The following is a 20,558-nucleotide window of genomic DNA, read 5'->3' as shown; positions in this document are numbered from 1 at the left end:
CGGCGACCGACCCAGGGGGCGCGGGGAACTGCGCGAGCGACCACGGACCACCCGCACCCCGCAACGAACCTCAACCCACCACCCCGCCCCGGACCCGGCCCGACCGGCGGAGCTACCCGCCCGCGAAGCAATGGCGTCTAGCCATACATCCGCCGCATCGCGAACTCCACCATCTGCTCCACGGCCTTCGCGTCGAACACCATCCGGTGCTCCCCCTCCATGTCGAGGACGAAGCCGTACCCGGTCGGCAGCAGGTCGATCACCTCCGCACCGGTGATCACGAAGTACTTGGACTCCTTGCCGGCGTACCGGCGCAGCTCCTTGAGCGAGGTGAACATGGGGATCACCGGCTGCTGGGTGTTGTGCAGCGCGAGGAACCCGGGGTTGTCGCCGCGCGGGCAGTACACCTTGGAGGTCGCGAAGACCTGCTGGAAGTCCTCCGCGGCCAGCTGGCCGGTGGTGAAGGCGCGGACGGCGTCCGCGAGGGAGGGCGGGGACGGCTCCGGGTACAGCGGTGGCTGCTGCCCGTATCCGCCCCCCATCTGGCCGCCGGGCATCTGCCCGGGCATCTGCTGCTGCGGCGGCGGGGCGTACTGCTGCTGAGGGCCGGCGCTCTGGTCGTAGCCGTACATGCGGCAAAGCGTAACGAGTCACAGATGGACGGCTCGGGGTTGCTTCTTATTACCGATGGGTAGCATCATCGACAGAGAAGCTACTCGTTGGTATGTGAACTAGCGCGAGGATCCAGTGCCTCGCCGATCTCTCTTACGGAGCCGTCGCCATGGGGCACTACAAGTCGAATCTCCGCGACATCGAGTTCAACCTCTTCGAGGTGCTCGGGCGCGACAAGCTGTACGGCACCGGCCCGTTCGCGGAGATGGACACGGACACCGCGAAGAGCATCCTGGAGGAGCTGACCCGGCTCGCGGAGAACGAGCTGGCGGAGTCCTTCACGGACGCCGACCGCAACCCTCCGGTCTTCGACCCGGAGACGAACACCGCGCCGGTACCGGCCTCCTTCAAGAAGAGCTACAAGGCCTTCATGGACTCCGAGTACTGGCGGCTCGGCCTGCCCGAGGAGATCGGCGGCACCACCTCGCCCCGCTCCCTGATCTGGGCCTTCGCCGAGCTGATCCTGGGCGCCAACCCGGCCGTCTGGATGTACTCCTCGGGCCCCGCGTTCGCCGGCATCCTCTTCGAGGAGGGCAACGAGGTCCAGAAGCACATCGCCCAGGTCGCCGTGGAGAAGCGGTGGGGCTCCACGATGGTCCTCACCGAGCCCGACGCGGGCTCCGACGTCGGCGCAGGCCGCACCAAGGCGGTCCAGCAGGAGGACGGCTCCTGGCACATCGAGGGCGTGAAGCGCTTCATCACCTCCGGTGAGCACGACATGGAGGAGAACATCCTCCACTACGTCCTCGCCCGCCCCGAGGGCCACGGCCCCGGCACCAAGGGCCTGTCCCTCTTCCTCGTCCCGAAGTACCTCTTCGACTTCGAGACCGGCGAGCTGGGCGAGCGCAACGGCGTCTACGCCACCAACGTCGAGCACAAGATGGGCCTGAAGGCCTCCAACACCTGCGAGATGACCTTCGGCGACCGTCACCCGGCCAAGGGCTGGCTGATCGGCGACAAGCACGACGGCATCCGCCAGATGTTCCGCATCATCGAGTTCGCCCGCATGATGGTCGGCACGAAGGCGATCTCCACGCTGTCGACGGGCTACCTCAACGCGCTGGAGTACGCCAAGGAGCGCGTCCAGGGCACCGACCTGGCGAACTTCATGGACAAGACCGCGCCCAAGGTCACCATCACCCACCACCCCGACGTCCGCCGCTCGCTGATGACGCAGAAGGCGTACGCGGAGGGTATGCGCGCCCTCGTCCTCTACACGGCCTCCATCCAGGACGAGATCCAGGTCAAGGAGGCTGCGGGCGAGGACGCCTCCGCCCTGGAGGCCCTGAACGACCTGCTCCTGCCCATCGTCAAGGGCTACGGCTCCGAGAAGGGCTACGAGCAGCTCGCCCAGTCCCTGCAGACCTTCGGCGGCTCCGGCTTCCTGCAGGAGTACCCGATCGAGCAGTACATCCGCGACGCCAAGATCGACACCCTGTACGAGGGCACCACCGCGATCCAGGGGCAGGACTTCTTCTTCCGGAAGATCGTCCGCAACCAGGGCGCGGCGCTGAACACCCTCGCCGAGGAGATCAAGAAGTTCCTGGCGCTCGGCGAGGGCGGCGAGCAGCTGGACGGTGCCCGTGAGCACCTCGCCAAGGCCGCCGTCGAGCTGGAGGCCATCGTCGGCCTCCTCCTCACCGACCTCGCGGCCACCGAGCAGGACGTCAAGAACATCTACAAGGTGGGCCTCAACACCACCCGCCTGCTCATGGCCTCCGGTGACGTGGTCGTCGGCTACCTGCTGCTCAAGGGTGCCGCCGTCGCCGCCGAGAAGCTCCCGACCGCCTCCGCCAGGGACAAGGCCTTCTACACCGGCAAGATCGCGGCGGCGAAGTTCTTCGCGGCCAACGTCCTGCCGGGCGTCACCCTCGCCCGCAAGATCTCCGAGGGTGTCGAGCTGGACCTGATGGAGCTGGACGAGTCGGCGTTCTAGCGGGCTCCGGCCGGGCGCGTCCCGGCCGCGTCCGCCGCCGCGTCCCGGTCGTGGCGCCGGACGGACCCTGCCCGTCCGGCCGGCGCCCCCTCCTCCGCACGCTCACCACGAGGGCCCGCTCCCATCCCCCGGGAGCGGGCCCTCGTACGTCGTTAAGGTGAACCCCATGCGCACACCCCCACGCTTCGATCGCGGCCACACCGACGACCTGATGACCTTCCTTGCGGGCAGCCCGACCCCGTACCACGCGGTGGCGAGCGCCGCGGAGCGGCTGGAGAAGGCCGGCTTCCGGCAGGTCGCGGAGACGGACGCGTGGGACGGCTCGCTGGGCGGCCGGTACGTGGTGCGCGGCGGCGCGATCATCGCCTGGTACGTGCCGGAGGGCGCCGCCCCCCACACCCCGTTCCGCATCATCGGCGCCCACACCGACTCCCCCAACCTGCGGGTCAAGCCCCGCCCCGACAGCGGCGGGCACGGCTGGCGCCAGATCGCCGTGGAGATCTACGGCGGCCCGCTGCTCAACTCCTGGCTCGACCGCGACCTCGGCCTCGCGGGCCGGCTCTCCCTGCGCGACGGCACCACCCGCCTCGTCAACGTCGACAGACCGCTCCTGCGCGTCCCCCAGCTCGCCATCCACCTCGACCGCAACGTCACCTCCGACGGCCTGAAGCTCGACAAGCAGCGTCATCTCCAGCCCGTCTGGGGCCTCGGCGACGACGTCCGCGACGGCGACCTGATCGCCTTCCTGGAGGAGGAGTCCGGCATCCCCGCCGGCGAGGTCACCGGCTGGGACCTGATGACCCACTCCGTCGAGCCCCCCGCGTACCTGGGCCGTGACGACGACCTGCTCGCCGGTCCCCGTATGGACAACCTCCTCTCCGTGCACGCCGGTACGGCCGCCCTCGCGTCGGTCGCCGGTTCCGGTGACGGCCTGCCGTACATCCCCGTCCTCGCCGCCTTCGACCACGAGGAGAACGGCTCCCAGTCCGACACCGGCGCGGACGGCCCGCTGCTCGGCGGGGTGCTGGAGCGCTCGGTCTTCGCCCGCGGCGGCTCCTACGAGGACCGGGCGCGCGCCTTCGCCGGCACGGTCTGTCTCTCCTCCGACACCGGGCACGCCGTCCATCCCAACTACGCGGAGCGCCACGACCCGACGCACCACCCCCGCGCGGACGCCGGCCCGATCCTGAAGGTCAACGTCAACAACCGTTACGCCACGGACGGTTCGGGCCGTGCCGTCTTCGCCGCCGCCTGCGAGAAGGCCGGCGTGCCGTTCCAGACGTTCGTCTCCAACAACTCCATGCCCTGCGGCACCACCATCGGCCCCATCACGGCCGCCCGGCACGGCATCCGCACCGTCGACATCGGCGTCGCCATCCTCTCGATGCACAGCGTCCGCGAACTGTGCGGCGCGAAGGACCCGTACCTGCTGGCGAACGCGCTGGCGGCCTTCCTGGAGGGCTGACCCCGGGTCAGTCCCCCGACCGCTGTTACTGAGCGGCCTGTCCGGGTACCCGATGTCAACCGGTAGGACCGAACGACCGGAACGACCGGCCGACCCAACCGGACACTGGAGGGAACACTCATGGGCCTGGGCGGGTGCATCATTCTGATCGCCGTGGGGGCCATCCTCACGTTCGCCACCGACTGGGACATGCAGGGGGTCAACCTCGACCTGGTCGGTGTCATCTTCATGATCGTCGGGCTGATCGGTGTCGCCACCTTCAGCAGCATCGCCAGGCGTCGGCGGGTGGTGGTACCGCCCACGACCCCGGTGATCGAGGACGACCGGCAGCAGCGGGGCGGGTACCAGGGCTACTGACCTCGCGGGTGGCGGCGGTACCGGGACCGGGACACCGGTCACCGGCTCGCCACCTTCGGCCTACCGCCGATGTTTCGGAGCCGGCCGCGGGGAACGCCTGAAGGCATGAGATTCCTCGTACGCGACCGGCTCCTCGGCATCGGTGACGACTACTGGATCGAGGACGAGCACGGCCGGAAGGCCTTTCTCGTCGACGGCAAGGCCATGCGGCTGCGGGACACCTTCGAGCTGAAGGACACCCAGGGGCGGGTGCTGATCGACATCCGCCGCAAGATGTTCGCCCTGCGCGACACCATGGTCGTCGAACGGGACGGCGAGCCCCTCGCCACGGTCCGCCGCAAACGCCTGTCCCTGCTGCGCAACCACTACCGGGTCTCCCTGGCGGACGGCACCGAACTCGACGTCAGCGGCAAGATCCTCGACCGTGAGTTCGTGGTCGAGTACGACGGCGAACTCCTCGCGCACATCTCCCGCAGATGGCTGCGGGTCCGCGAGACCTACGGCCTCGACGTCGTACGCGACGACGCGGACCCCGCGCTGCTCATCGCCGTCACGGTGTGCGTGATCAACCTGGCCGAGCGGGAGAGGGACGACGACTGACGCCCCCGGCGGAGAGGGCGGGCGGCGGCTCAGGGGGAGCGCGGGCCGGCGAGGGTCAGCGGCGCGGTGGCTCCAGCCCCAGCAGTCTGTCCTTCAGGGCCGGGAACTGCTCACGTGTGGCGGCCACCTTCGCCGGGTCGAACTCCACCGTGAGGACTTCCTCGTCGGTCCCAGCCTCCGCCAGCACCTCGCCCCAGGGGTCGACCACGACGGAGTGGCCCGCCTGGGCGACTCCCGCGTGCGTACCCGCCGTTCCGCAGGCGAGGACGTACGCCTGGTTCTCCACGGCCCGCGCCCGCGCCAGCAGGGTCCAGTGCGCGCGCCGCCGCTCCGGCCAGCCCGCCGACAGCACGAAGGTCTCGGCGCCCGCGTCGACGAGCCCGCGGAACAGCTCGGGGAAGCGGAGGTCGTAGCAGGTGGCGATCCCGAGGGTCGTGTCGGGCAGGCGGAGCGTCACCAGCTCCGAGCCCGCGCCCATCAGCACGGCCTCCCCCTGGTCGAAGCCGAAGCGGTGGATCTTGCGGTAGACGGCGGCGAGATCTCCGGACGGTGAGAAGACCAGGGAGGTGTTGTAGAGAGGCCCGTCGGGGTCACGCTCCGGGATCGAGCCCGCGTGCAGCCATACGCCCGCGTCGCTCGCCGCCTTGGCCATCGCCTCGTACGTCGGCCCCTCCAGCGGCTCGGCCGCCGTGGTGAAGGATTCGAACGCGAAGGCGCCGGTGGTCCACAGCTCCGGCAGGACGACGAGATCGGCACCGGCCTGGTCCCGCACCAGCGAGGCCACACGCCGCCTGCGCGAATCGGCCGATTCATCCTCTTCTACGCCGATCTGGATGAGCGAGGCGCGCACACTACCACCGTCCTGGCATTCGAGCCGTCCACACCGGCCTACGATCGTCACACCAAAGCACTGCCGGGGTGCCTCACAGCAGCGTAACTTAACGTTCCAGAACACCCACTGACAGCCGCCGAAGCCCACTCACCGCCGTCAACGCCGACGCCCCCACCGAAACCGCCACCCACATACCCATACGCACCGACCGTACTGACAGGTACCGACCGCCCGAGGGGTCCCGTTTCCGTGAGTCTGCATCCCACTCTTCAGCCCTACGCCGACGCCTGGACCCACTCCGTGGACGCGATATCCGAGCTGGTGACACCGCTCGTGGAGGGCGAGTGGAACCGGCGGACGCCGTGCCCCGCCTGGTCGGTGCGCGATGTGGTCTCGCATGTCATCGGCCTGGACTGCGAGATGCTCGGCGACCCGCGGCCGATCCACACCCTCCCGCGCGACCTGTACCACGTACGGACCGAGCACCAGCGGTACATGGAGATGCAGGTCGACGCCCGCCGCCACCACACCGCGCCGGAGATGACCTCCGAGCTGGAGTACACGATCATCCGGCGCAACCGCCAGCTGCGGAACGAGTCCCGGGACCCGGGCCACAAGGTCCGTGGCCCGCTCAGCACGGAAGTGACCCTCGAACAGGCCATGCGCAACCGCGCGTTCGACGTCTGGGTCCACGAACAGGACCTGCGCGCCGCGCTGGGGCAGCCGGGGAACCTGGACTCGCCGGGCGCGTACGTCGTCCGTGACGAGCTGCTCTCCGTCCTGCCGAAGGTCGTCGCCGAGGACGCGCAGGCGCCCCGCAGTTCGGCGGTCGTCTTCGACGTGCACGGCCCGGTGGAGTTCATCCGCACCGTCCGCGTCGACATGCAGGGCCGCGGCACCCTGGAGACCGCCCCCGCGCTCGGCCCGGCCGCCAGCCTCACCCTCGACTGGGAGACCTACGTCCGCCTCGCCTGCGGCCGCGTCACCGCCGACCTCGTCGCCGACCGCATCAAGGCCGAGGGCGACCCCCATCTGATCGCGGCGATCCTGCGCGCGTTCGCGGTGACCGTCTAGCCGCCGCGTCCGGGCGCCTGCCGTCGGCCGGCCCTCAGGCCGGTACGTGCACCGTCTCCACCCGGCTCGCCACCAGGCGTTCCCTCTCCCGGCGGGCCGCTCGGCCGCGCAGGCGGAAGATCTGCGCGAGGCCGAGGGCCTGGAGGACGAAGACGGCGGAGAAGGCGACACGGTAGTCGTCGCCGGTCAGATCCAGCAGGGCGCCGACCGCGAAGAGGGTGGTCATGGAGGCGACGAAACCGCCCATGTTGGTGATCCCGGAGGCGGTGCCCTGACGCTCCGGCGGGTTCGCGGGGCGGGCGAAGTCGAAGCCGAGCATCGAGGCTGGTCCGCAGGCGCCGAGCACCGCACAGAGGACGACCAGGAGCCACATCGGGGCGTGAGCGCCGGGGTACAGGATCGTGGCCGCCCACACCGTCGCCGTCGCGAGGACCGTGCCGAGCGCCAGCGGCAGCCGCGCGGTGTGGTGCCGGGCGACGATCTGGCCGTAGACCAGTCCGACGACCATGTTGGACAGGACGACGAGGGTGAGCAGTTCACCGGCGGTGCCCCGGCCGAGGCCCTGCGCCTGGACCAGGAACGGCATCCCCCACAGCAGCAGGAACACCATCGCCGGGAACTGGGTGGTGAAGTGGACCCACATCCCGAGCCGGGTGCCGGGTTCCCGCCAGGACGCCGCGATCTGCCGCCGCACGTACGCGGCCCCGTGGTGCGGGAAGGGCTCCGGCTCGTGCCCCTCGGGGTGGTCCTTCAGGAACAGCAGGGTCAGGACGAGGACGACCAGACCGGCGACCGAACTGCCCGCGAACGCCGCGGTCCAGCCCACCCCGTGCAGCAGGCGGGCCAGCAGCAGCGTCGAGACCAGATTGCCCGCCATGCCGGCCAGGCCCGCCATCTGCGCGATCATCGGTCCGCGCCGGGCCGGGAACCAGCGGCTGCCCAGCCGCAGCACGCTGATGAACGTCATCGCGTCACCGCAGCCCAGCAGCGCCCGCGACGCCAGCGCCGTGCCGTACGACGGCGACAGCGCGAAGCCGATCTGGCCGGCCGTGAACAGCAGGACGCCCAGGGTCAGCACCTTCTTGGTGCCGAGCCGGTCGACCAGCAGACCGACGGGGATCTGCATGCCCGCGTAGACCAGCAGCTGGAGGATCGAGAAGGTCGACAGGGCCGAGGCGCCCACCTGGAAGCGGTCGGCGGCGTCGAGGCCGGCCACGCCCAGCGACGTACGGAAGATGACGGCGACGAAGTAGACGGAGACGCCCACGCCCCAGACCGCGAGGGCGCGGCGGCCGCCGGGCGGGTCTGCGGGCAGGGACCCGGCGGACGAGGGCATGACGGGGCGGCTCAACGCAGCTCCCCCCGCGCCAGGTTGGAGAACCAGTTGACGTGCCCGTGCACGAGCGCCACGGCCGCCTCCGCGTCACCGGCGCGCAGCGCCCGGAGGATCTCCTCGTGCTCGTGGAGGGCCTTGGTGATGCGGTCGGGGTGGGCGTGCATCACGGCGACGCCCATCCGCAGCTGCCGGTCGCGGAGTTGGTCGTAGAGACGGGAGAGGATCTCGTTCCCCCCGCTGCGGACGATCTCGGCGTGGAAACAGCGGTCGGTCACGGCCGCCGCGGCCAGGTCCCCGGCGGCGGCCTGGGCCTTCTGCTGATCGAGCAGTTCCTCCAGCCGGGCGAGGAGCCGGGGCGAGGCGGGCACCGCCTTGCGGACGGCGTGCTCCTCGACCAGCTGCCGGGTCTCGACGACGTCCGCGATCTCCTGCGCGGAGACGGGCAGCACCAAGGCGCCCTTCTTCGGATAGAGCTTGAGCAGCCCCTCGACCTCCAGCCGCAGCAGCGCCTCGCGCACCGGCGTCCGGGACACGCCGACCGCCTCGGCCAGCTCGCCCTCGGTGAGCAGCGTGCCGCCCTCGTAACGACGCTCCAGAACACCTTGTTTGACGTGGGTGTAGACGCGTTCGGCGGCGGGGGGCTGCTTCATGACGAGGGCGGGCGCGGAGGGCATGCCGACAGCATAGATACAACACGTACGCATCGCTGCCCCCGTCCACGATCCGGACGAAAACCCACCATGAACCCGTCAGAAGGGTGTGAGGTGGCTCTGAATTGCCCCCCATGCCACACGGAGCACAACCTTTTGTGCTACTCACTTGTCACACGAGAAGCGGCCCTGCTTGCCCGAAACCCGGAGTTCAAGTGGCCGCGCTCCACAGACATTTGACGCAATCGGGGTACTTGACTTGATTACCGCCATAAAGGGCGCGCGTGTCCGCAGAGCCGCAGCAGTCGTCATGACCACCGGTGCGATGATCGCGACCGGAGTCATCGGCTCCGCTCCCGCGCAGGCCGCTCCCGCGAAGCCCACGATCACCGCCAAGGGCGGGTTCGTGATGAACGGCGCCAACGGCAAGACTCTTTTCACCAAGGCCGCTGACACCAAGAGGCTCACCGCCTCCACCACGAAGATCATGACCGCCAAGGTCGTACTGTCGCAGCCGAACCTGAACCTCGACGCCAAGGTGACGATCAAGGGCGCCTACAGCGACTACATCGTCAACAACCAGGCCTCGTCGGCCGGGCTGATCGTGGGCGACAAGGTGACTGTCCGTCAGTTGCTGTACGGGATGATGCTGAAGTCGGGTTGCGAGGCCGCCATGGCTCTGGCCGACAAGTACGGTTCCGGCTCGACGATCTCGGCCCGCACCAAGAACTTCATCGCCAAGATGAACACCACGGCCAAGAACCTCGGCATGACGAACACCAAGTTCGACTCGTTCGACGGCATCAGCAAGGGATCGAACGCCTCGACCCCGCGCGACCTCACCAAGCTCGCGCGCGACGTCATGAAGAACGCGAACTTCAAGAAGATCGTCGCGACGAAGTCCTACACGGCGAAGACGATCACCAAGAACGGCGGCACCCGCCTGACGACGTGGGCAAACACCAACAAGCTTCTCGGCTGGAAGGGCACCATCGGTATCAAGACCGGCTCCGGCACCGAATCCAAGTACTGCCTCGTCTTCGCCGCGACCCGCAACGGTAAGACGATCATGGGCACCGTCCTCACGTCTTCCTCCGAGGCCAACCGCATGGCGGACGTGAAGAAGCTCATGGACTACGGGTTCGCCACGCTGTAGGCGACTCGGGCATCTCACGGGAAGGGGGCCACCGCAGTGAGCGGTGGCCCCCTTCCCGTTTCCCCCGCGCAAGCCGATCAGGCTTATATACCTCGCAATAGTGAATACGGTTAGTTCAGCTGGCATATTCGATTTCCTCCGCCCTACGTTCCGCAGCGGAGGTGGTTCACATGATCGAACCCAGCAAGCACCAGCCCGACCCCCGCATGCGTCAGCAGGACGCACTCGACGTCGGCGACTTCGTCTACGCGGCTACCGGAGCCCGGGTCCGCCGACTCACCATGCCGGACGGGACACACTGGTTCCCGGCGGTGGATGTCTGCAAGGAGTTGGGGCACACCAACTCTCGGAAGGCACTCTCCGACCATGTCCCAGAGAAGCACCGAGAGATTCTTGAGACTGTAACCGGAAGTTACGGTCTCGGCGTTCCCGCAGGTCGGGAGTGGCGGCGAGACATGAATCTCATCGATCTCCAGGGCCTGATCCTTCTCGTCAGCGCCTGCACCAAACCGGAGTGCGCCCCCTTCAAACGCTGGGTCGCCGAAGTGATCGAGACCGTCCAGCGCGAGGGTTCCTACACCCTGGAGGAGGCCGAGGTGCAGCCCTCGGAGCCGGGCGCGCCCATCGCCTACGCCATGCCCGAGCAGGTCGCGGAGGCCATCGTCCGGCTGGAGGAGCGCAACCTCCAGGCGGACGAGCAACTCGCGGTGGCACAGCAGAGGTCGATCGCCCTGCAGGAGCAGATGGTGGAGTTGCAGACCGCCACCCTCGCCGCCCAGCAGGCCATGGCCCAGGCGATGGAGCGCATCGCGGACCGGCTCGACGCCCTGACTCTCGCCCGGCCGGTACCGGACACCACGACGGTCTCGACACAGCCGACCACGGAGACGGTGCTCGCCGACTGGCGGGAGCGGTTGTCGGTGACGGAGGACGTGTGGACGGTGGCCGTCGTGATCGCCCCGGTGCTGGTCGAGAAGGGTGAGCTGCGGCAGCCGTTGGAGACGATCGCGGCCCGGACGGGGCTGTCCGTGCACCGCGTCAGCGAATGTCTGCGCCTGCTGCGCAAGCACGCCTGCATCCACCCCATGGGCGCGGCGGAGGACGGGGCGCCGGTGTACGTGCTCGACCGACGCTGACGGCATCCGGGTACGACAACGGAGAAGGGGCCGGCCGCAAGACGAATTTGCGGCCGGCCCCTTCCCCGTGAGCCTACCCAGTCGGAACCCTCACGCCCACGTGATCAGCCTCTTCGGCTGCTCCAGGATCGCCGCCACGTCCGCCAGCACCTTGGAGCCAAGCTCCCCGTCCACCAGCCGGTGGTCGAAGGAGAGCGCCAGGGTGGTGACCTGCCGGGGCTTCACCTTCCCCTTGTGGACCCACGGCTGCGGCTTGATCGAGCCGACCGCGAGGATCGCGGACTCACCGGGGTTGAGGATCGGCGTGCCGGTGTCGATACCGAAGACTCCGACATTGGTGATGGTGAGCGTGCCGCCCTGCATCGCGGCGGGGCTGGTGCGGCCCTCCTTCGCCGTCGAGACCAGCTCGCCCAGCGACTCCGCCAGTTGGGGCAGCGTCTTCGCGTGGGCGTCCTTGATGTTCGGGACGATCAGACCGCGCGGGGTGGCCGCCGCGATCCCCAGGTTCACGTAGTGCTTGACCACGATCTCCTGGGCGGCCTCGTCCCAGGAGGCGTTGATCTCCGGATTGCGCCGGATCGCCACGAGCAGCGCCTTGGCGATCAGCAGCAGCGGATTGACCCGGAGACCCGCGAGCTCCTTGTCCTGCTTCAGCTCCTCGACCAGCTTCATCGTGCGCGTCACGTCGACCGTCACGAACTCCGTGACGTGCGGCGCGGTGAAGGCCGAGCCGACCATCGCCGCCGCCGTCGCCTTCCGGACCCCCTTGACCGGGATCCGGGTCTCGCGCGCGCCGTCGTACGACGCCACCGGAGCCGGGGCCGGAGCCGCGACGGAGGCGGCAGGAGCGGCCGGGGCCGCGGGCGCCTGAGCCACCGGCTCGGGAGCCTTCGGCGGGGCGACGGCCGCGTGGACGTCCTCACGGGTGATCACGCCGTCCGGGCCGGACGGCGTGATCGTCGCCAGGTCCACCCCGAGGTCCTTGGCCAGCTTGCGGACCGGCGGCTTCGCCAGCGGACGCGGCTCGCCGACGGTGTGACCGTGTCCGTTCAGCTCGCCCTGGACGGCCTGGATCGCGGTGGCCGCGTACAGGGTGTCCTCGGCGGGCGCCGCCACCGGCGGCACGCCCTTGCGGGGGCGGCGCTTGGTGGACGACTCGGCGACCCCGTAGCCGACGAGGACCGGTGTGCGGCCCTCGGGCTTCCTGGCCGCGGGCGCGGGCTTCGCCGCGGGCTCCGGCTTGGCCGCGGAGGGCTCCGGCTCGGCCGGGGCCGCCCCGCCCGCCACGTCCACCGCGATGATCGACGTGCCGACGTCGACCGTGGTGCCCTCGGGGAAGTGCAGGGCGCGTACGACACCGTCGTACGGGATGGGCAGTTCGACGGCGGCCTTGGCCGTCTCGACCTCGCAGACGACCTGGCCGTCGGTGACGGTGTCGCCGGGCTGGACGTACCACTTGAGGATCTCGGCCTCGGTGAGTCCCTCGCCCACGTCGGGCATCTTGAACTCGCGCGGAGACGTGTCTGTCATCGTCGTCACGGACCTCTCCCTCAGTACGCCAGCGAGCGGTCGACGGCGTCGAGCACCCGGTCCAGATTCGGCAGGTACTCCTCCTCCAGCCGAGCCGGCGGATAGGGGGCGTGGTAACCGCCGACACGGAGGACGGGGGCCTCCAGGTGGTAGAAGCACCGCTCGGTGATGCGGGCGGCGATCTCCGCGCCCGAGCCGAAGAACACCGGGGCCTCGTGCACCACGACCAGGCGGCCGGTCCGCTCCACGGACGCCTGGATCGAGTCGAAGTCCAGCGGGGACACCGACCGCAGATCCAGGATCTCCAGGGCCCGGCCTTCCTCGGCCGCCGCGTCGGCGACCTCCTGGCAGAGCTTCACCATCGGGCCGTACGCGGCGAGCGTGAGGTCGGTGCCCTCACGGACGACACGGGCCTTGTGCAGCGGGCCGGGGATGGCCTCGGGGTTGACCTCGGCCTTGTCCCAGTAGCGCCGCTTGGGCTCGAAGAAGATCACCGGGTCGTCGCTCTGGATGGCCTGCTGCATCATCCAGTAGGCGTCCGACGCGTTCGACGGCGAGACCACCTTCAGGCCCGCCACGTGCGCGAACAGCGCCTCCGGGGACTCGGAGTGGTGCTCGACCGCGCCGATGCCGCCGCCGTAGGGGATACGGACGACGACGGGGAGCTTGACCTTGCCCAGCGAGCGCGCGTGCATCTTGGCGAGCTGGGTGACGATCTGGTCGTACGCGGGGAAGACGAAGCCGTCGAACTGGATCTCGACCACCGGGCGGTACCCCCGCAGGGCGAGGCCGATGGCGGTGCCGACGATGCCCGACTCGGCGAGCGGGGTGTCGATCACCCGGTCCTCGCCGAAGTCCTTCTGCAGGCCGTCCGTCACCCGGAACACCCCGCCGAGCTTGCCGACGTCCTCGCCCATGACGAGGACCTTGGGGTCGGCTTCGAGGGCCCTGCGCAGCGATTCGTTGATCGCCTTGGCGATCGCCATGCTCTTCACGGCGGATCGACCGGCGCTCTGCCCCGCCGTCTGCGCGGCTGTCTGCGTGCTCATCGCTACTTGCCCTCCTCTTCGTCCACATCGGCGAACGACGCCTGGTACGCGGCGAACTGGGCGCGCTCCTCGTCCACGAGCGCGTGTCCGTCCGCGTACGCGTTCTCGAAGATGGCGAAGTGGTCCGGGTCGGGCATGGCACGCACCACTTCGCGCACTCGCCTTCCCAACGCCTCGCTCTCCGCTTCGAGTTCCGCGAAGAATCCCTCGTTCGTGTCGGTTTCGGACTCCAGGTAAGCGCGCAGGCGCGCGATCGGGTCCTTGGCCTCCCAGGCCACCCGCTCGTCGTCGTGGCGGTAGCGGGTGGGGTCGTCGGAGGTGGTGTGGGCGCCCATGCGGTACGTGTACGCCTCCACCAGGGTGGGGCCCTCGCCCCGGCGGGCGCGCTCCAGCGCCCACTTGGTGACGGCGAGGCAGCCCAGTACGTCGTTGCCGTCGACACGGACGCCCGGGAAACCGAAGCCCTGGGCGCGCTGGTACAGCGGTACGCGGGTCTGCTTCTCGGTCGGTTCCGAGATGGCCCACTGGTTGTTCTGGCAGAAGAACACGACCGGCGCGTTGTAGACCGCGGAGAAGGTGAACGCCTCGGCGACGTCGCCCTGGCTGGAGGCGCCGTCGCCGAAGTAGGCGACGACCGCCGAGTCGGCGCCGTCCTTGGCGATGCCCATGGCGTACCCGGTCGCGTGCAGCGTCTGGGAGCCGATGACGATCGTGTAGAGGTGGAAGTTGTTGCTGTTCGGGTCCCAGCCGCCGTTGTTCACGCCGCGGAACATGCCCAGCAGGTTGGTCGGGTCGACACCGCGGCACCAGGCGACGCCGTGCTCGCGATAGGTCGGGAAGACGTAGTCGTCCTCCCGGGTGGCCCGCCCGGAGCCGATCTGGGCGGCCTCCTGGCCGAGCAGCGAGGCCCACAGGCCCAGCTCGCCCTGGCGCTGCAGGGAGGTGGCCTCGGCGTCGAAGCGACGGGTCAGCACCATGTCGCGGTACAGGCCCCGCAGCTCGTCGGCGGTGATGTCCGCGACGAACGGGTCGTACTCGGCGTTCCTGACACGCTTGCCCTCGGGCGTCAGCAGCTGAACGAGTTCGGGCTGGGCGTCGGTCGGCTTCTTGGCAGTGGCGGCACGCCTGGTGCCGGTGGTGCCGGCCGCCTTGCTGCCGGTGCTGCCGGTCTTGCCTGCGGCGCTGCGTCGCGGCTTGCGCGCGGCAGTGCTCTCCACGGTCACGTGTGCTCCTCCGTCGGTCCGGCCCCCGGGGTTGCCGGGTGACCAGTGCGGCTCGCCTGATCCCGGTAACCCGTGCACGGGGTGGGTGCCCTTGGCCGGGAACAGACGTGACAGGTGCCCCGGCGAGCGCCCTGCACGAGGCACGTTACCCAGTGCTCCACATTCCTGTGAAACCCCTACTGACCTGCGATTTTCCTTGGATTTCCAAGTAATTCGGTACTAGGGGGTCCAAGTGAGTCGCGTCCGTCGGGAACAGCTGCTGGTCACAGCACTGGTTAACAGCCTGGCAGGGGGCCGGAACACGGGCACGTTATCCCGGCCACCCCGGCCTCGGGAAGACTTCACCGGAGGCGGGCGTCGAGATCGGCTGTGGAAGTTGCTCCATCCGTGCGGCCGGATGTCTGCGCTTCGAGCCACAGTTCGGTTCTGCGCGCTCTGTGATCGATCACGACTGTGGGTGACATTCCTGAGGTCGGCGGCCTGGCGCGTGCCCTACCATCTGGCGCGTGCCGCGCTCATCCGCACCACCCCCCGTACTCCACGCGCCCCCGCTGGGCCCCCTCCTGAAGCGGTACGCCGCCGGATCCGCGCTCACCTGCGAACCCGTCGACGAGGGCCTCCTCAACCGCGGCTACCGGCTCTCCACCACCCGCGGCCGGTACTTCCTCAAACACCACTTCGACCCCGAGACCGCCGCCCCCGCCGCGATCGCGCGCCAGCACCGGGCCACCCTGCGCCTCGCCGACCTGGGGGTTCCGGTGGCCCCGCCGCTGGCCGGGCGCGACGGCCACACGGTCGCCGTGGTCGGCGGCCACGCCTACGCCCTGCACCCCTGGATCGAGGGACGCCACCGGCACGGCGGCCAGCTCACCCCCGGACAGTGCGGCCGCCTGGGGGCGCTGCTGGGCGTCGTCCACGCGTCCTTGGAACGGGTGATGCCGGCGCGGCAGCCGGAGGCGCCGCCGCCGGCCCGCAGGCGGCCGGTCCCGGCCCACGGCCACGGCCCGGCCAGGTCGCCCACCGCACCACGGGCCGCGGACCGCACGGCCGGCACGGCTGACGCGGCCGGCACGGCTGACGCGAAGCCTTACGGTCCCCCGGGGCCACGGAGAGCCTCGGGTCCGAGAGCGCGGACCCCACCGAGACCTTCGCCCTGATCGAGGCCCTGCTCGACCGGGTACGGCGGCACCGGCCGGCCGACGCCTTCGACGCGCTCGCCCGGCACCGGCTGCTGGAGCGTCGGGAACTGCTGGAGCGGCACGCGGGGCGGCGGCCGCCCAGGGGCGGCCCGTTGGGGTGGGTCCACGGCGACTTCCACCCGTTCAACGTGCTCTACCGGGACGACGCGCCCGAGGTGCCCGCCGCGATCCTCGACTGGGACCGGCTCGGGGTGCAGCCACGCGCGGAGGAGGCGGTCCGGGCGGCGGTGATCTTCTTCGTACGGCCCGTCGGCGCCCTGGACCTGGCGAGAGTACGGTCCTACGCGCGCGCGTACCGGCGTTCCACGGGGGCCGGCCCGGCCGAACTCGTCACCGCCGTGCACCGCGTGTGGTGGGAGCGGCTCAACGACTTCTGGATGCTCTGCTGGCGCTACGAACGCGGCGACACACGCGCCGATCCGCAGTTCCCTGCGGCCTCGGCGCTGGTGGTGTGGTGGACGAGGGAGTACGACGCGGTGTGCGAGGCGTTCGCGGAGTGACCCGGGGGGCCACTGCGCGAACGCCTCGGATCACTCCTCGTCGTCGCCGATACCGCCCGGCAGACCGGCGGTGTCGCCGCTGCTGCCCTCGTCGGGGCTCTCGCTCACCGGCGGGTCCGGCTCCTCGGAGGTCGTCGGCTCCTCGGAGGTCGTCGGCTCCTCCGAGGTCGGCTCGTCCGTCGGCTCGTCCGTCGGCGACTGGCTGAAGGACGGGGACCGCGTGTACGACGGCGTGTAGCCGGGGTTGTCGCCGGAGCCGGTGTTGCCCTGCGTCTCCTCCTCGGTCACCTCGTCGCTGGGCGTCTCGCTGGTGTCCTTGTCCTTGCTGGAGGACGTCGCCGTCGGGGACTTGCTGGTCCCGGTGCCGCCGCTGCCGCCGCCGGTGTCCTTGGTGTTCAGTGCCAGCGCGACACCGGCGGAGATGGCGATCACCGCGAGAACGGCGAGGATCCACAGCTTGCCGCGGCCGCTGCCCCGGTTGCCGCGCCCCTCGAAGCCGCCGTCGTCCCGGCCACCGCCGCCGTATCCGGGCAGGATCGGCTGCGGGATCTGCGAGGTGCCCTCCCCGGGGTGGGGCATGACCGTCGTACCGGACATACCGCCCGGCGGTGTGTGCCGGCCGTCGTGCACGGCGACGGGCCCCGTGTTCCAGGTGCCGGTGTGGCCGCCCTGGTCGTACAGCATCTGCAGGCCGTACTGCACGAGGCCGCGCATCTCCTCGGCCGTCTGGAACCGGTCGTCCGGCTCCTTGGCGAGGGAGCGCATGACGAGGCCGTCGAGCTCCGGCGGCGCCGCCCCGTCCGAGGACTCGGAGGGCGGCACCGGGATGTCCTGGACGTGCTGGTAGACCACCGACAGCGGGGTCTCGCCGATGAACGGCGGCCTCAGCGCGAGGAGTTCGTAGAGCAGACAGCCGGTGGCGTACAGGTCGGAGCGGTGGTCGACGGCCTTGCCGAGCGCCTGCTCCGGGGAGAGGTACTGGGGTGTGCCCATCACCATGCCGGTCTGCGTCATCGTCGTCGACGCCCCGTGCAGGGCGCGCGCGATGCCGAAGTCCATCACCTTCACGGCACCGTTGTCGGTGATGATGACGTTCGCCGGCTTGATGTCGCGGTGCACGATGCCGTGCTGGTGCGAGTAGGCGAGCGCCTCCAGCACCCCCGAGACGATGATCAGCGCCTGCTCGGGGCCGGGCGCCTCCGCGTTGATCAGCAGATCGCGGATCGTGCGGCCCTCGACCAGCTCCATGACGATGTACGGCACGGGCGTGCCGTTCACGACGTCCTCGCCGGAATCGTAGACCGCCACGATCGAGTGGTGGTTGAGACCAGCCACGGCCTGGGCCTCACGCGTGAAGCGGGCCTTGGAGATGGGGTCCTCGGCCAGGTCGGAACGGAGCAGTTTGACCGCCACCGTACGACCGAGGCGCACGTCCTCCGCCGCGAACACCTCGGCCATGCCGCCCCGGCCGAGTCTGTGGGTCATCCGGTACCGACCGTCACCGACCAGCCCGCCGTTGCCCCACAACTCCGGCGCGTCCGACATGCCGCCACCAGCCGCCTCGGGGTCGGACGGGCCCTGAGAGCGCTGCTGCTGTGCCATCAGTCCTCGCCGTCGTTTCTGCCCGCGGTCCGCGCGGTACTTGTTACGGTCTCCGTCGGCCACGCTACAGCCTTCACGCAAGGGGCCGGTCCGGGTTGGATGCGCGACGGGGTTCACGACGGGTTCAAGGTGGATCCATAGGTTGAGTCGGCCATGAAACCCGCAGCGCGCGCACTCGTGCAAGTTCTGTGTACCGGGCGTACGCCCCCTGTAACGCTTCCGCGACGCTTCTTTCGCGTACGGTCACGGATCGGGCACCGCGCTTGACGTGTCGGTGCCCTGGGGCAGACTTGGCCGGGAATAGCTCAAAGGATCACCAGCAGCATCAGGGATCACCGAATCGCGGGAGCAACGCCAGCAGCTTTCGCGCGCCGATGGGGGACGCAGGAAGATGAGCCAGGACGCCGCACAGGGCCGGTACGCGGGGCGGTCGCTAGCCGGTGGCCGCTATCAGCTGCGTGACCTGCTCGGCGAAGGCGGTATGGCCTCCGTCCACCTCGCGTACGACTCGGTGCTCGACCGACAGGTCGCGATCAAGACACTCCACACCGAACTCGGCCGCGAACAGGCATTCCGTGAGCGTTTCCGCCGCGAGGCGCAGGCCGTGGCGAAGCTCACCCACACCAACATCGTCTCCGTCTTCGACACCGGCGAGGACGAGATGGACGGCATGACGACGCCGTACATCGTCATGGAGTACATCGAGGGCAAGCCGCTCGGTTCCGTGCTCGACGCCGACGTCGCCCAGCTCGGCGCGATGCCCGCCGACAAGGCGCTGAAGATCACCGCGGACGTGCTGGCGGCGCTGGAGATCAGCCACGAGATGGGCCTGGTCCACCGCGACATCAAGCCGGGCAACGTGATGATGACCAAGCGCGACGTCGTGAAGGTCATGGACTTCGGCATCGCCCGCGCCATGCAGTCGGGTGTGACGTCGATGACGCAGACCGGCATGGTCGTCGGCACCCCGCAGTACCTGTCGCCCGAGCAGGCCCTCGGCCGAGGCGTGGACGCCCGCTCCGACCTGTACTCGGTCGGCATCATGCTGTTCCAGCTGACCACCGGGCGGCTGCCCTTCGAGGCGGACTCCCCGCTGGCCATCGCGTACGCCCACGTCCAGGAGGAGCCGGTGGCTCCCTCCTCGATCAACCGTTCCCTGCCGCCGGCCGTCGACGCGATCATCGCCCGGGCGCTGAAGAAGAACCCGAACGAGCGGTTCCCGAGCGCGGAGGCGATGCGGGACGAGTGCATGCGGGTCGCCGCGTCCCTCCAGCCCGTCGCGCCGAGCATCGTGCCGGGCGCGCAGACACCCAGCGGCGCCGGCGTCTCCTCGGCCGTCTTCCCCCCGATCGACCAGACGGGCGCGCCGCAGTCGGGCAGCGTCCAGACGCCGTACCAGCCGCACGCGACGGGCGGATACGGTCCGCCGACCCCCGCGCCCGCCCCGTCCTACGGCTACCCGCAGCAGGGCGGTTACCCGGCCCCGCCGCAGACCGCCCAGTACGCGCCGCAGCAGGGGGCGGCCACCCCGCCGCCGTACACCATCTCGCCCCAGCAGTCCTCACCGTCGGCGGGAGGTGCCGAGGGCGGGAAGAGCAACAAGGGCGTGATCGTGGGGGCGATCGCCGTGTCGGTCCTCGCGGTCGGCGGTCTGATCGTGGCGCTGACCCTGAACACGGGCACGGAGACCAAGGGCGACGACGGCACGACCACGTCCCCCTCGCCGACCGTGGTCGAGGGGCACAAGGGCCCGGACACCTCGAAGGTCATCGAAACGACCGCGTGCACGGAGCCCGTGGAGTCGTACAACGACCCGGACAAGATCGAACTGCCGGGCTTCACCTTCAAGAACATCGACTCGGTGAAGAAGTGCTTCCAGGCCGCGGGCTGGGAGTACGACGTGCAGAAGGTCGACGAGAACACGTACGGCGAGGGCACGGTGATGGAGCAGTACCCGTCGGCCGACGAGGACGTCGACCCCAAGGACATGCCCACGATCGTCCTCAAGGTCTCCACGGGCAACCCGGCCTGACGCCCGCCCACCCCGGCAGGTGGAAGGGCCCGGCACGTCATGTGCCGGGCCCTCTGCGTACGTGGGGGGGGTGGGGGTGTCGGGCGGGGGCGCCGGACGGGTGTCCGTCCGGGGCTAGACGAGTAGTTCCTATTGCGGGGTTCACGGACGCAGGGAGGGTGTCCAACATCGGGTTGTGACGACCGAGTTAGACACCCTCTTGACCGCAC

16 protein-coding genes and 1 pseudogene are annotated in these 20,558 nt (G+C 69.9%); 9 read left to right on the top strand and 8 right to left on the bottom strand.

Annotated features, from left to right (window positions below):
* Positions 1–137: 137 nt before the first annotated feature.
* Complete coding sequence (locus tag ACZ6BB_RS18250; protein ID WP_005483119.1) at positions 138–632, bottom strand: SseB family protein; 495 nt, start codon at positions 630–632, stop codon at positions 138–140.
* Between the two features lie 149 nt (positions 633–781).
* Between ACZ6BB_RS18250 and ACZ6BB_RS18245 the strand changes: the two genes are divergently transcribed.
* From ACZ6BB_RS18245 to ACZ6BB_RS18230, 4 genes are all read left to right on the top strand, one after another.
* A complete protein-coding gene (locus ACZ6BB_RS18245) occupies positions 782–2,608 on the top strand; it encodes an acyl-CoA dehydrogenase (RefSeq protein WP_471616179.1) in 1,827 nt (608 codons plus the stop codon).
* 166 nt (positions 2,609–2,774) lie between these two features.
* Positions 2,775–4,073: a M18 family aminopeptidase gene (locus ACZ6BB_RS18240; protein ID WP_471616178.1), complete on the top strand. Its 1,299-nt coding sequence runs from the start codon at positions 2,775–2,777 to the stop codon at positions 4,071–4,073.
* Between the two features lie 120 nt (positions 4,074–4,193).
* On the top strand, positions 4,194–4,430 hold the full coding sequence (locus ACZ6BB_RS18235; RefSeq protein ID WP_275457304.1) for a DUF6458 family protein: 237 nt from the start codon (positions 4,194–4,196) through the stop codon (positions 4,428–4,430).
* A 105-nt stretch (positions 4,431–4,535) separates the two neighbouring features.
* Positions 4,536–5,030 carry an LURP-one-related/scramblase family protein gene (locus tag ACZ6BB_RS18230; protein ID WP_471616177.1) on the top strand — a complete coding sequence of 165 codons (495 nt, stop codon included), beginning with the start codon at positions 4,536–4,538 and terminating at the stop codon, positions 5,028–5,030.
* Between the two features lie 55 nt (positions 5,031–5,085).
* Here the strand turns inward: ACZ6BB_RS18230 and ACZ6BB_RS18225 are convergent, their stop codons facing one another.
* Positions 5,086–5,880, bottom strand: coding sequence for a carbon-nitrogen family hydrolase (locus ACZ6BB_RS18225; protein WP_471616176.1), 795 nt, complete (start codon positions 5,878–5,880; stop codon positions 5,086–5,088).
* A 231-nt stretch (positions 5,881–6,111) separates the two neighbouring features.
* On the opposite strand from ACZ6BB_RS18225, the gene ACZ6BB_RS18220 reads away from it, so the two are divergent.
* Positions 6,112–6,936 carry a maleylpyruvate isomerase family mycothiol-dependent enzyme gene (locus ACZ6BB_RS18220; protein ID WP_471616175.1) on the top strand — a complete coding sequence of 275 codons (825 nt, stop codon included), beginning with the start codon at positions 6,112–6,114 and terminating at the stop codon, positions 6,934–6,936.
* Positions 6,937–6,970: 34 nt separating this feature from the next.
* Here the strand turns inward: ACZ6BB_RS18220 and ACZ6BB_RS18215 are convergent, their stop codons facing one another.
* The gene (locus ACZ6BB_RS18215) at positions 6,971–8,272 is read right to left on the bottom strand and encodes an MFS transporter (protein WP_471616586.1); all 1,302 of its coding nucleotides are present in this window, start codon (positions 8,270–8,272) and stop codon (positions 6,971–6,973) included.
* A gap of 11 nt (positions 8,273–8,283) precedes the next feature.
* Positions 8,284–8,946, bottom strand: coding sequence for a GntR family transcriptional regulator (locus ACZ6BB_RS18210; RefSeq protein WP_471616174.1), 663 nt, complete (start codon positions 8,944–8,946; stop codon positions 8,284–8,286).
* 286 nt (positions 8,947–9,232) lie between these two features.
* Here ACZ6BB_RS18210 and ACZ6BB_RS18205 point away from each other — a divergent pair, with 286 nt between their 5' ends.
* Together ACZ6BB_RS18205 and ACZ6BB_RS18200 are read left to right on the top strand one after the other, a co-directional pair.
* A complete protein-coding gene (locus ACZ6BB_RS18205; protein WP_471616173.1) occupies positions 9,233–10,078 on the top strand; it encodes a D-alanyl-D-alanine carboxypeptidase family protein in 846 nt (281 codons plus the stop codon).
* Between the two features lie 170 nt (positions 10,079–10,248).
* On the top strand, positions 10,249–11,214 hold the full coding sequence (locus tag ACZ6BB_RS18200; protein WP_471616172.1) for a BRO-N domain-containing protein: 966 nt from the start codon (positions 10,249–10,251) through the stop codon (positions 11,212–11,214).
* 90 nt (positions 11,215–11,304) lie between these two features.
* Here ACZ6BB_RS18200 and ACZ6BB_RS18195 read toward each other — a convergent pair whose 3' ends face one another.
* Genes ACZ6BB_RS18195 through pdhA form a run of 3 tightly spaced genes read right to left on the bottom strand, consistent with a single transcriptional unit; the run spans position 11,305 to position 15,016 of the window.
* The gene (locus ACZ6BB_RS18195) at positions 11,305–12,753 is read right to left on the bottom strand and encodes a dihydrolipoamide acetyltransferase family protein (RefSeq protein WP_471616171.1); all 1,449 of its coding nucleotides are present in this window, start codon (positions 12,751–12,753) and stop codon (positions 11,305–11,307) included.
* Between the two features lie 11 nt (positions 12,754–12,764).
* Positions 12,765–13,793, bottom strand: a complete 1,029-nt coding sequence (locus ACZ6BB_RS18190; RefSeq protein WP_471616170.1) for an alpha-ketoacid dehydrogenase subunit beta — start codon at positions 13,791–13,793, stop codon at positions 12,765–12,767.
* A 2-nt stretch (positions 13,794–13,795) separates the two neighbouring features.
* Positions 13,796–15,016: a pyruvate dehydrogenase (acetyl-transferring) E1 component subunit alpha gene (gene pdhA, locus ACZ6BB_RS18185; RefSeq protein WP_471616169.1), complete on the bottom strand. Its 1,221-nt coding sequence runs from the start codon at positions 15,014–15,016 to the stop codon at positions 13,796–13,798.
* 551 nt (positions 15,017–15,567) lie between these two features.
* Here pdhA and ACZ6BB_RS18180 point away from each other — a divergent pair.
* Positions 15,568–16,715: pseudogene (locus ACZ6BB_RS18180) on the top strand (phosphotransferase).
* A 30-nt stretch (positions 16,716–16,745) separates the two neighbouring features.
* Here ACZ6BB_RS18180 and ACZ6BB_RS18175 read toward each other — a convergent pair.
* A complete protein-coding gene (locus tag ACZ6BB_RS18175) occupies positions 16,746–18,317 on the bottom strand; it encodes a protein kinase domain-containing protein (RefSeq protein WP_471616168.1) in 1,572 nt (523 codons plus the stop codon).
* 391 nt (positions 18,318–18,708) lie between these two features.
* Here ACZ6BB_RS18175 and ACZ6BB_RS18170 point away from each other — a divergent pair, with 391 nt between their 5' ends.
* Complete coding sequence (locus tag ACZ6BB_RS18170) at positions 18,709–20,349, top strand: protein kinase domain-containing protein (protein ID WP_471616167.1); 1,641 nt, start codon at positions 18,709–18,711, stop codon at positions 20,347–20,349.
* Positions 20,350–20,558 lie beyond the last annotated feature (209 nt).

It is taken from the genome of Streptomyces sp. NPDC041108 (genome assembly GCF_055592645.1).
The sequence above is the reverse complement of the archived record's forward strand: the minus strand, read 5'-3'. Positions and strand labels throughout refer to the sequence as shown.

Bases quoted from the DNA above. Each gene is read 5' to 3' on its own strand.
- ACZ6BB_RS18210 (WP_471616174.1), bottom strand. From the start codon at position 8,946: ATGCCCTCCGCGCCCGCCCTCGTCATGAAGCAGCCCCCCGCCGCCGAA.
- ACZ6BB_RS18170 (WP_471616167.1), top strand. From the start codon at position 18,709: ATGAGCCAGGACGCCGCACAGGGCCGGTACGCGGGGCGGTCGCTAGCC.
- ACZ6BB_RS18250 (WP_005483119.1), bottom strand. From the start codon at position 632: ATGTACGGCTACGACCAGAGCGCCGGCCCTCAGCAGCAGTACGCCCCG.
- ACZ6BB_RS18230 (WP_471616177.1), top strand. From the start codon at position 4,536: ATGAGATTCCTCGTACGCGACCGGCTCCTCGGCATCGGTGACGACTAC.
- ACZ6BB_RS18240 (WP_471616178.1), top strand. From the start codon at position 2,775: ATGCGCACACCCCCACGCTTCGATCGCGGCCACACCGACGACCTGATG.
- ACZ6BB_RS18200 (WP_471616172.1), top strand. From the start codon at position 10,249: ATGATCGAACCCAGCAAGCACCAGCCCGACCCCCGCATGCGTCAGCAG.
- ACZ6BB_RS18215 (WP_471616586.1), bottom strand. From the start codon at position 8,272: ATGCCCTCGTCCGCCGGGTCCCTGCCCGCAGACCCGCCCGGCGGCCGC.
- ACZ6BB_RS18175 (WP_471616168.1), bottom strand. From the start codon at position 18,317: ATGGCACAGCAGCAGCGCTCTCAGGGCCCGTCCGACCCCGAGGCGGCT.
- ACZ6BB_RS18205 (WP_471616173.1), top strand. From the start codon at position 9,233: ATGACCACCGGTGCGATGATCGCGACCGGAGTCATCGGCTCCGCTCCC.
- ACZ6BB_RS18245 (WP_471616179.1), top strand. From the start codon at position 782: ATGGGGCACTACAAGTCGAATCTCCGCGACATCGAGTTCAACCTCTTC.
- ACZ6BB_RS18235 (WP_275457304.1), top strand. From the start codon at position 4,194: ATGGGCCTGGGCGGGTGCATCATTCTGATCGCCGTGGGGGCCATCCTC.
- ACZ6BB_RS18190 (WP_471616170.1), bottom strand. From the start codon at position 13,793: ATGAGCACGCAGACAGCCGCGCAGACGGCGGGGCAGAGCGCCGGTCGA.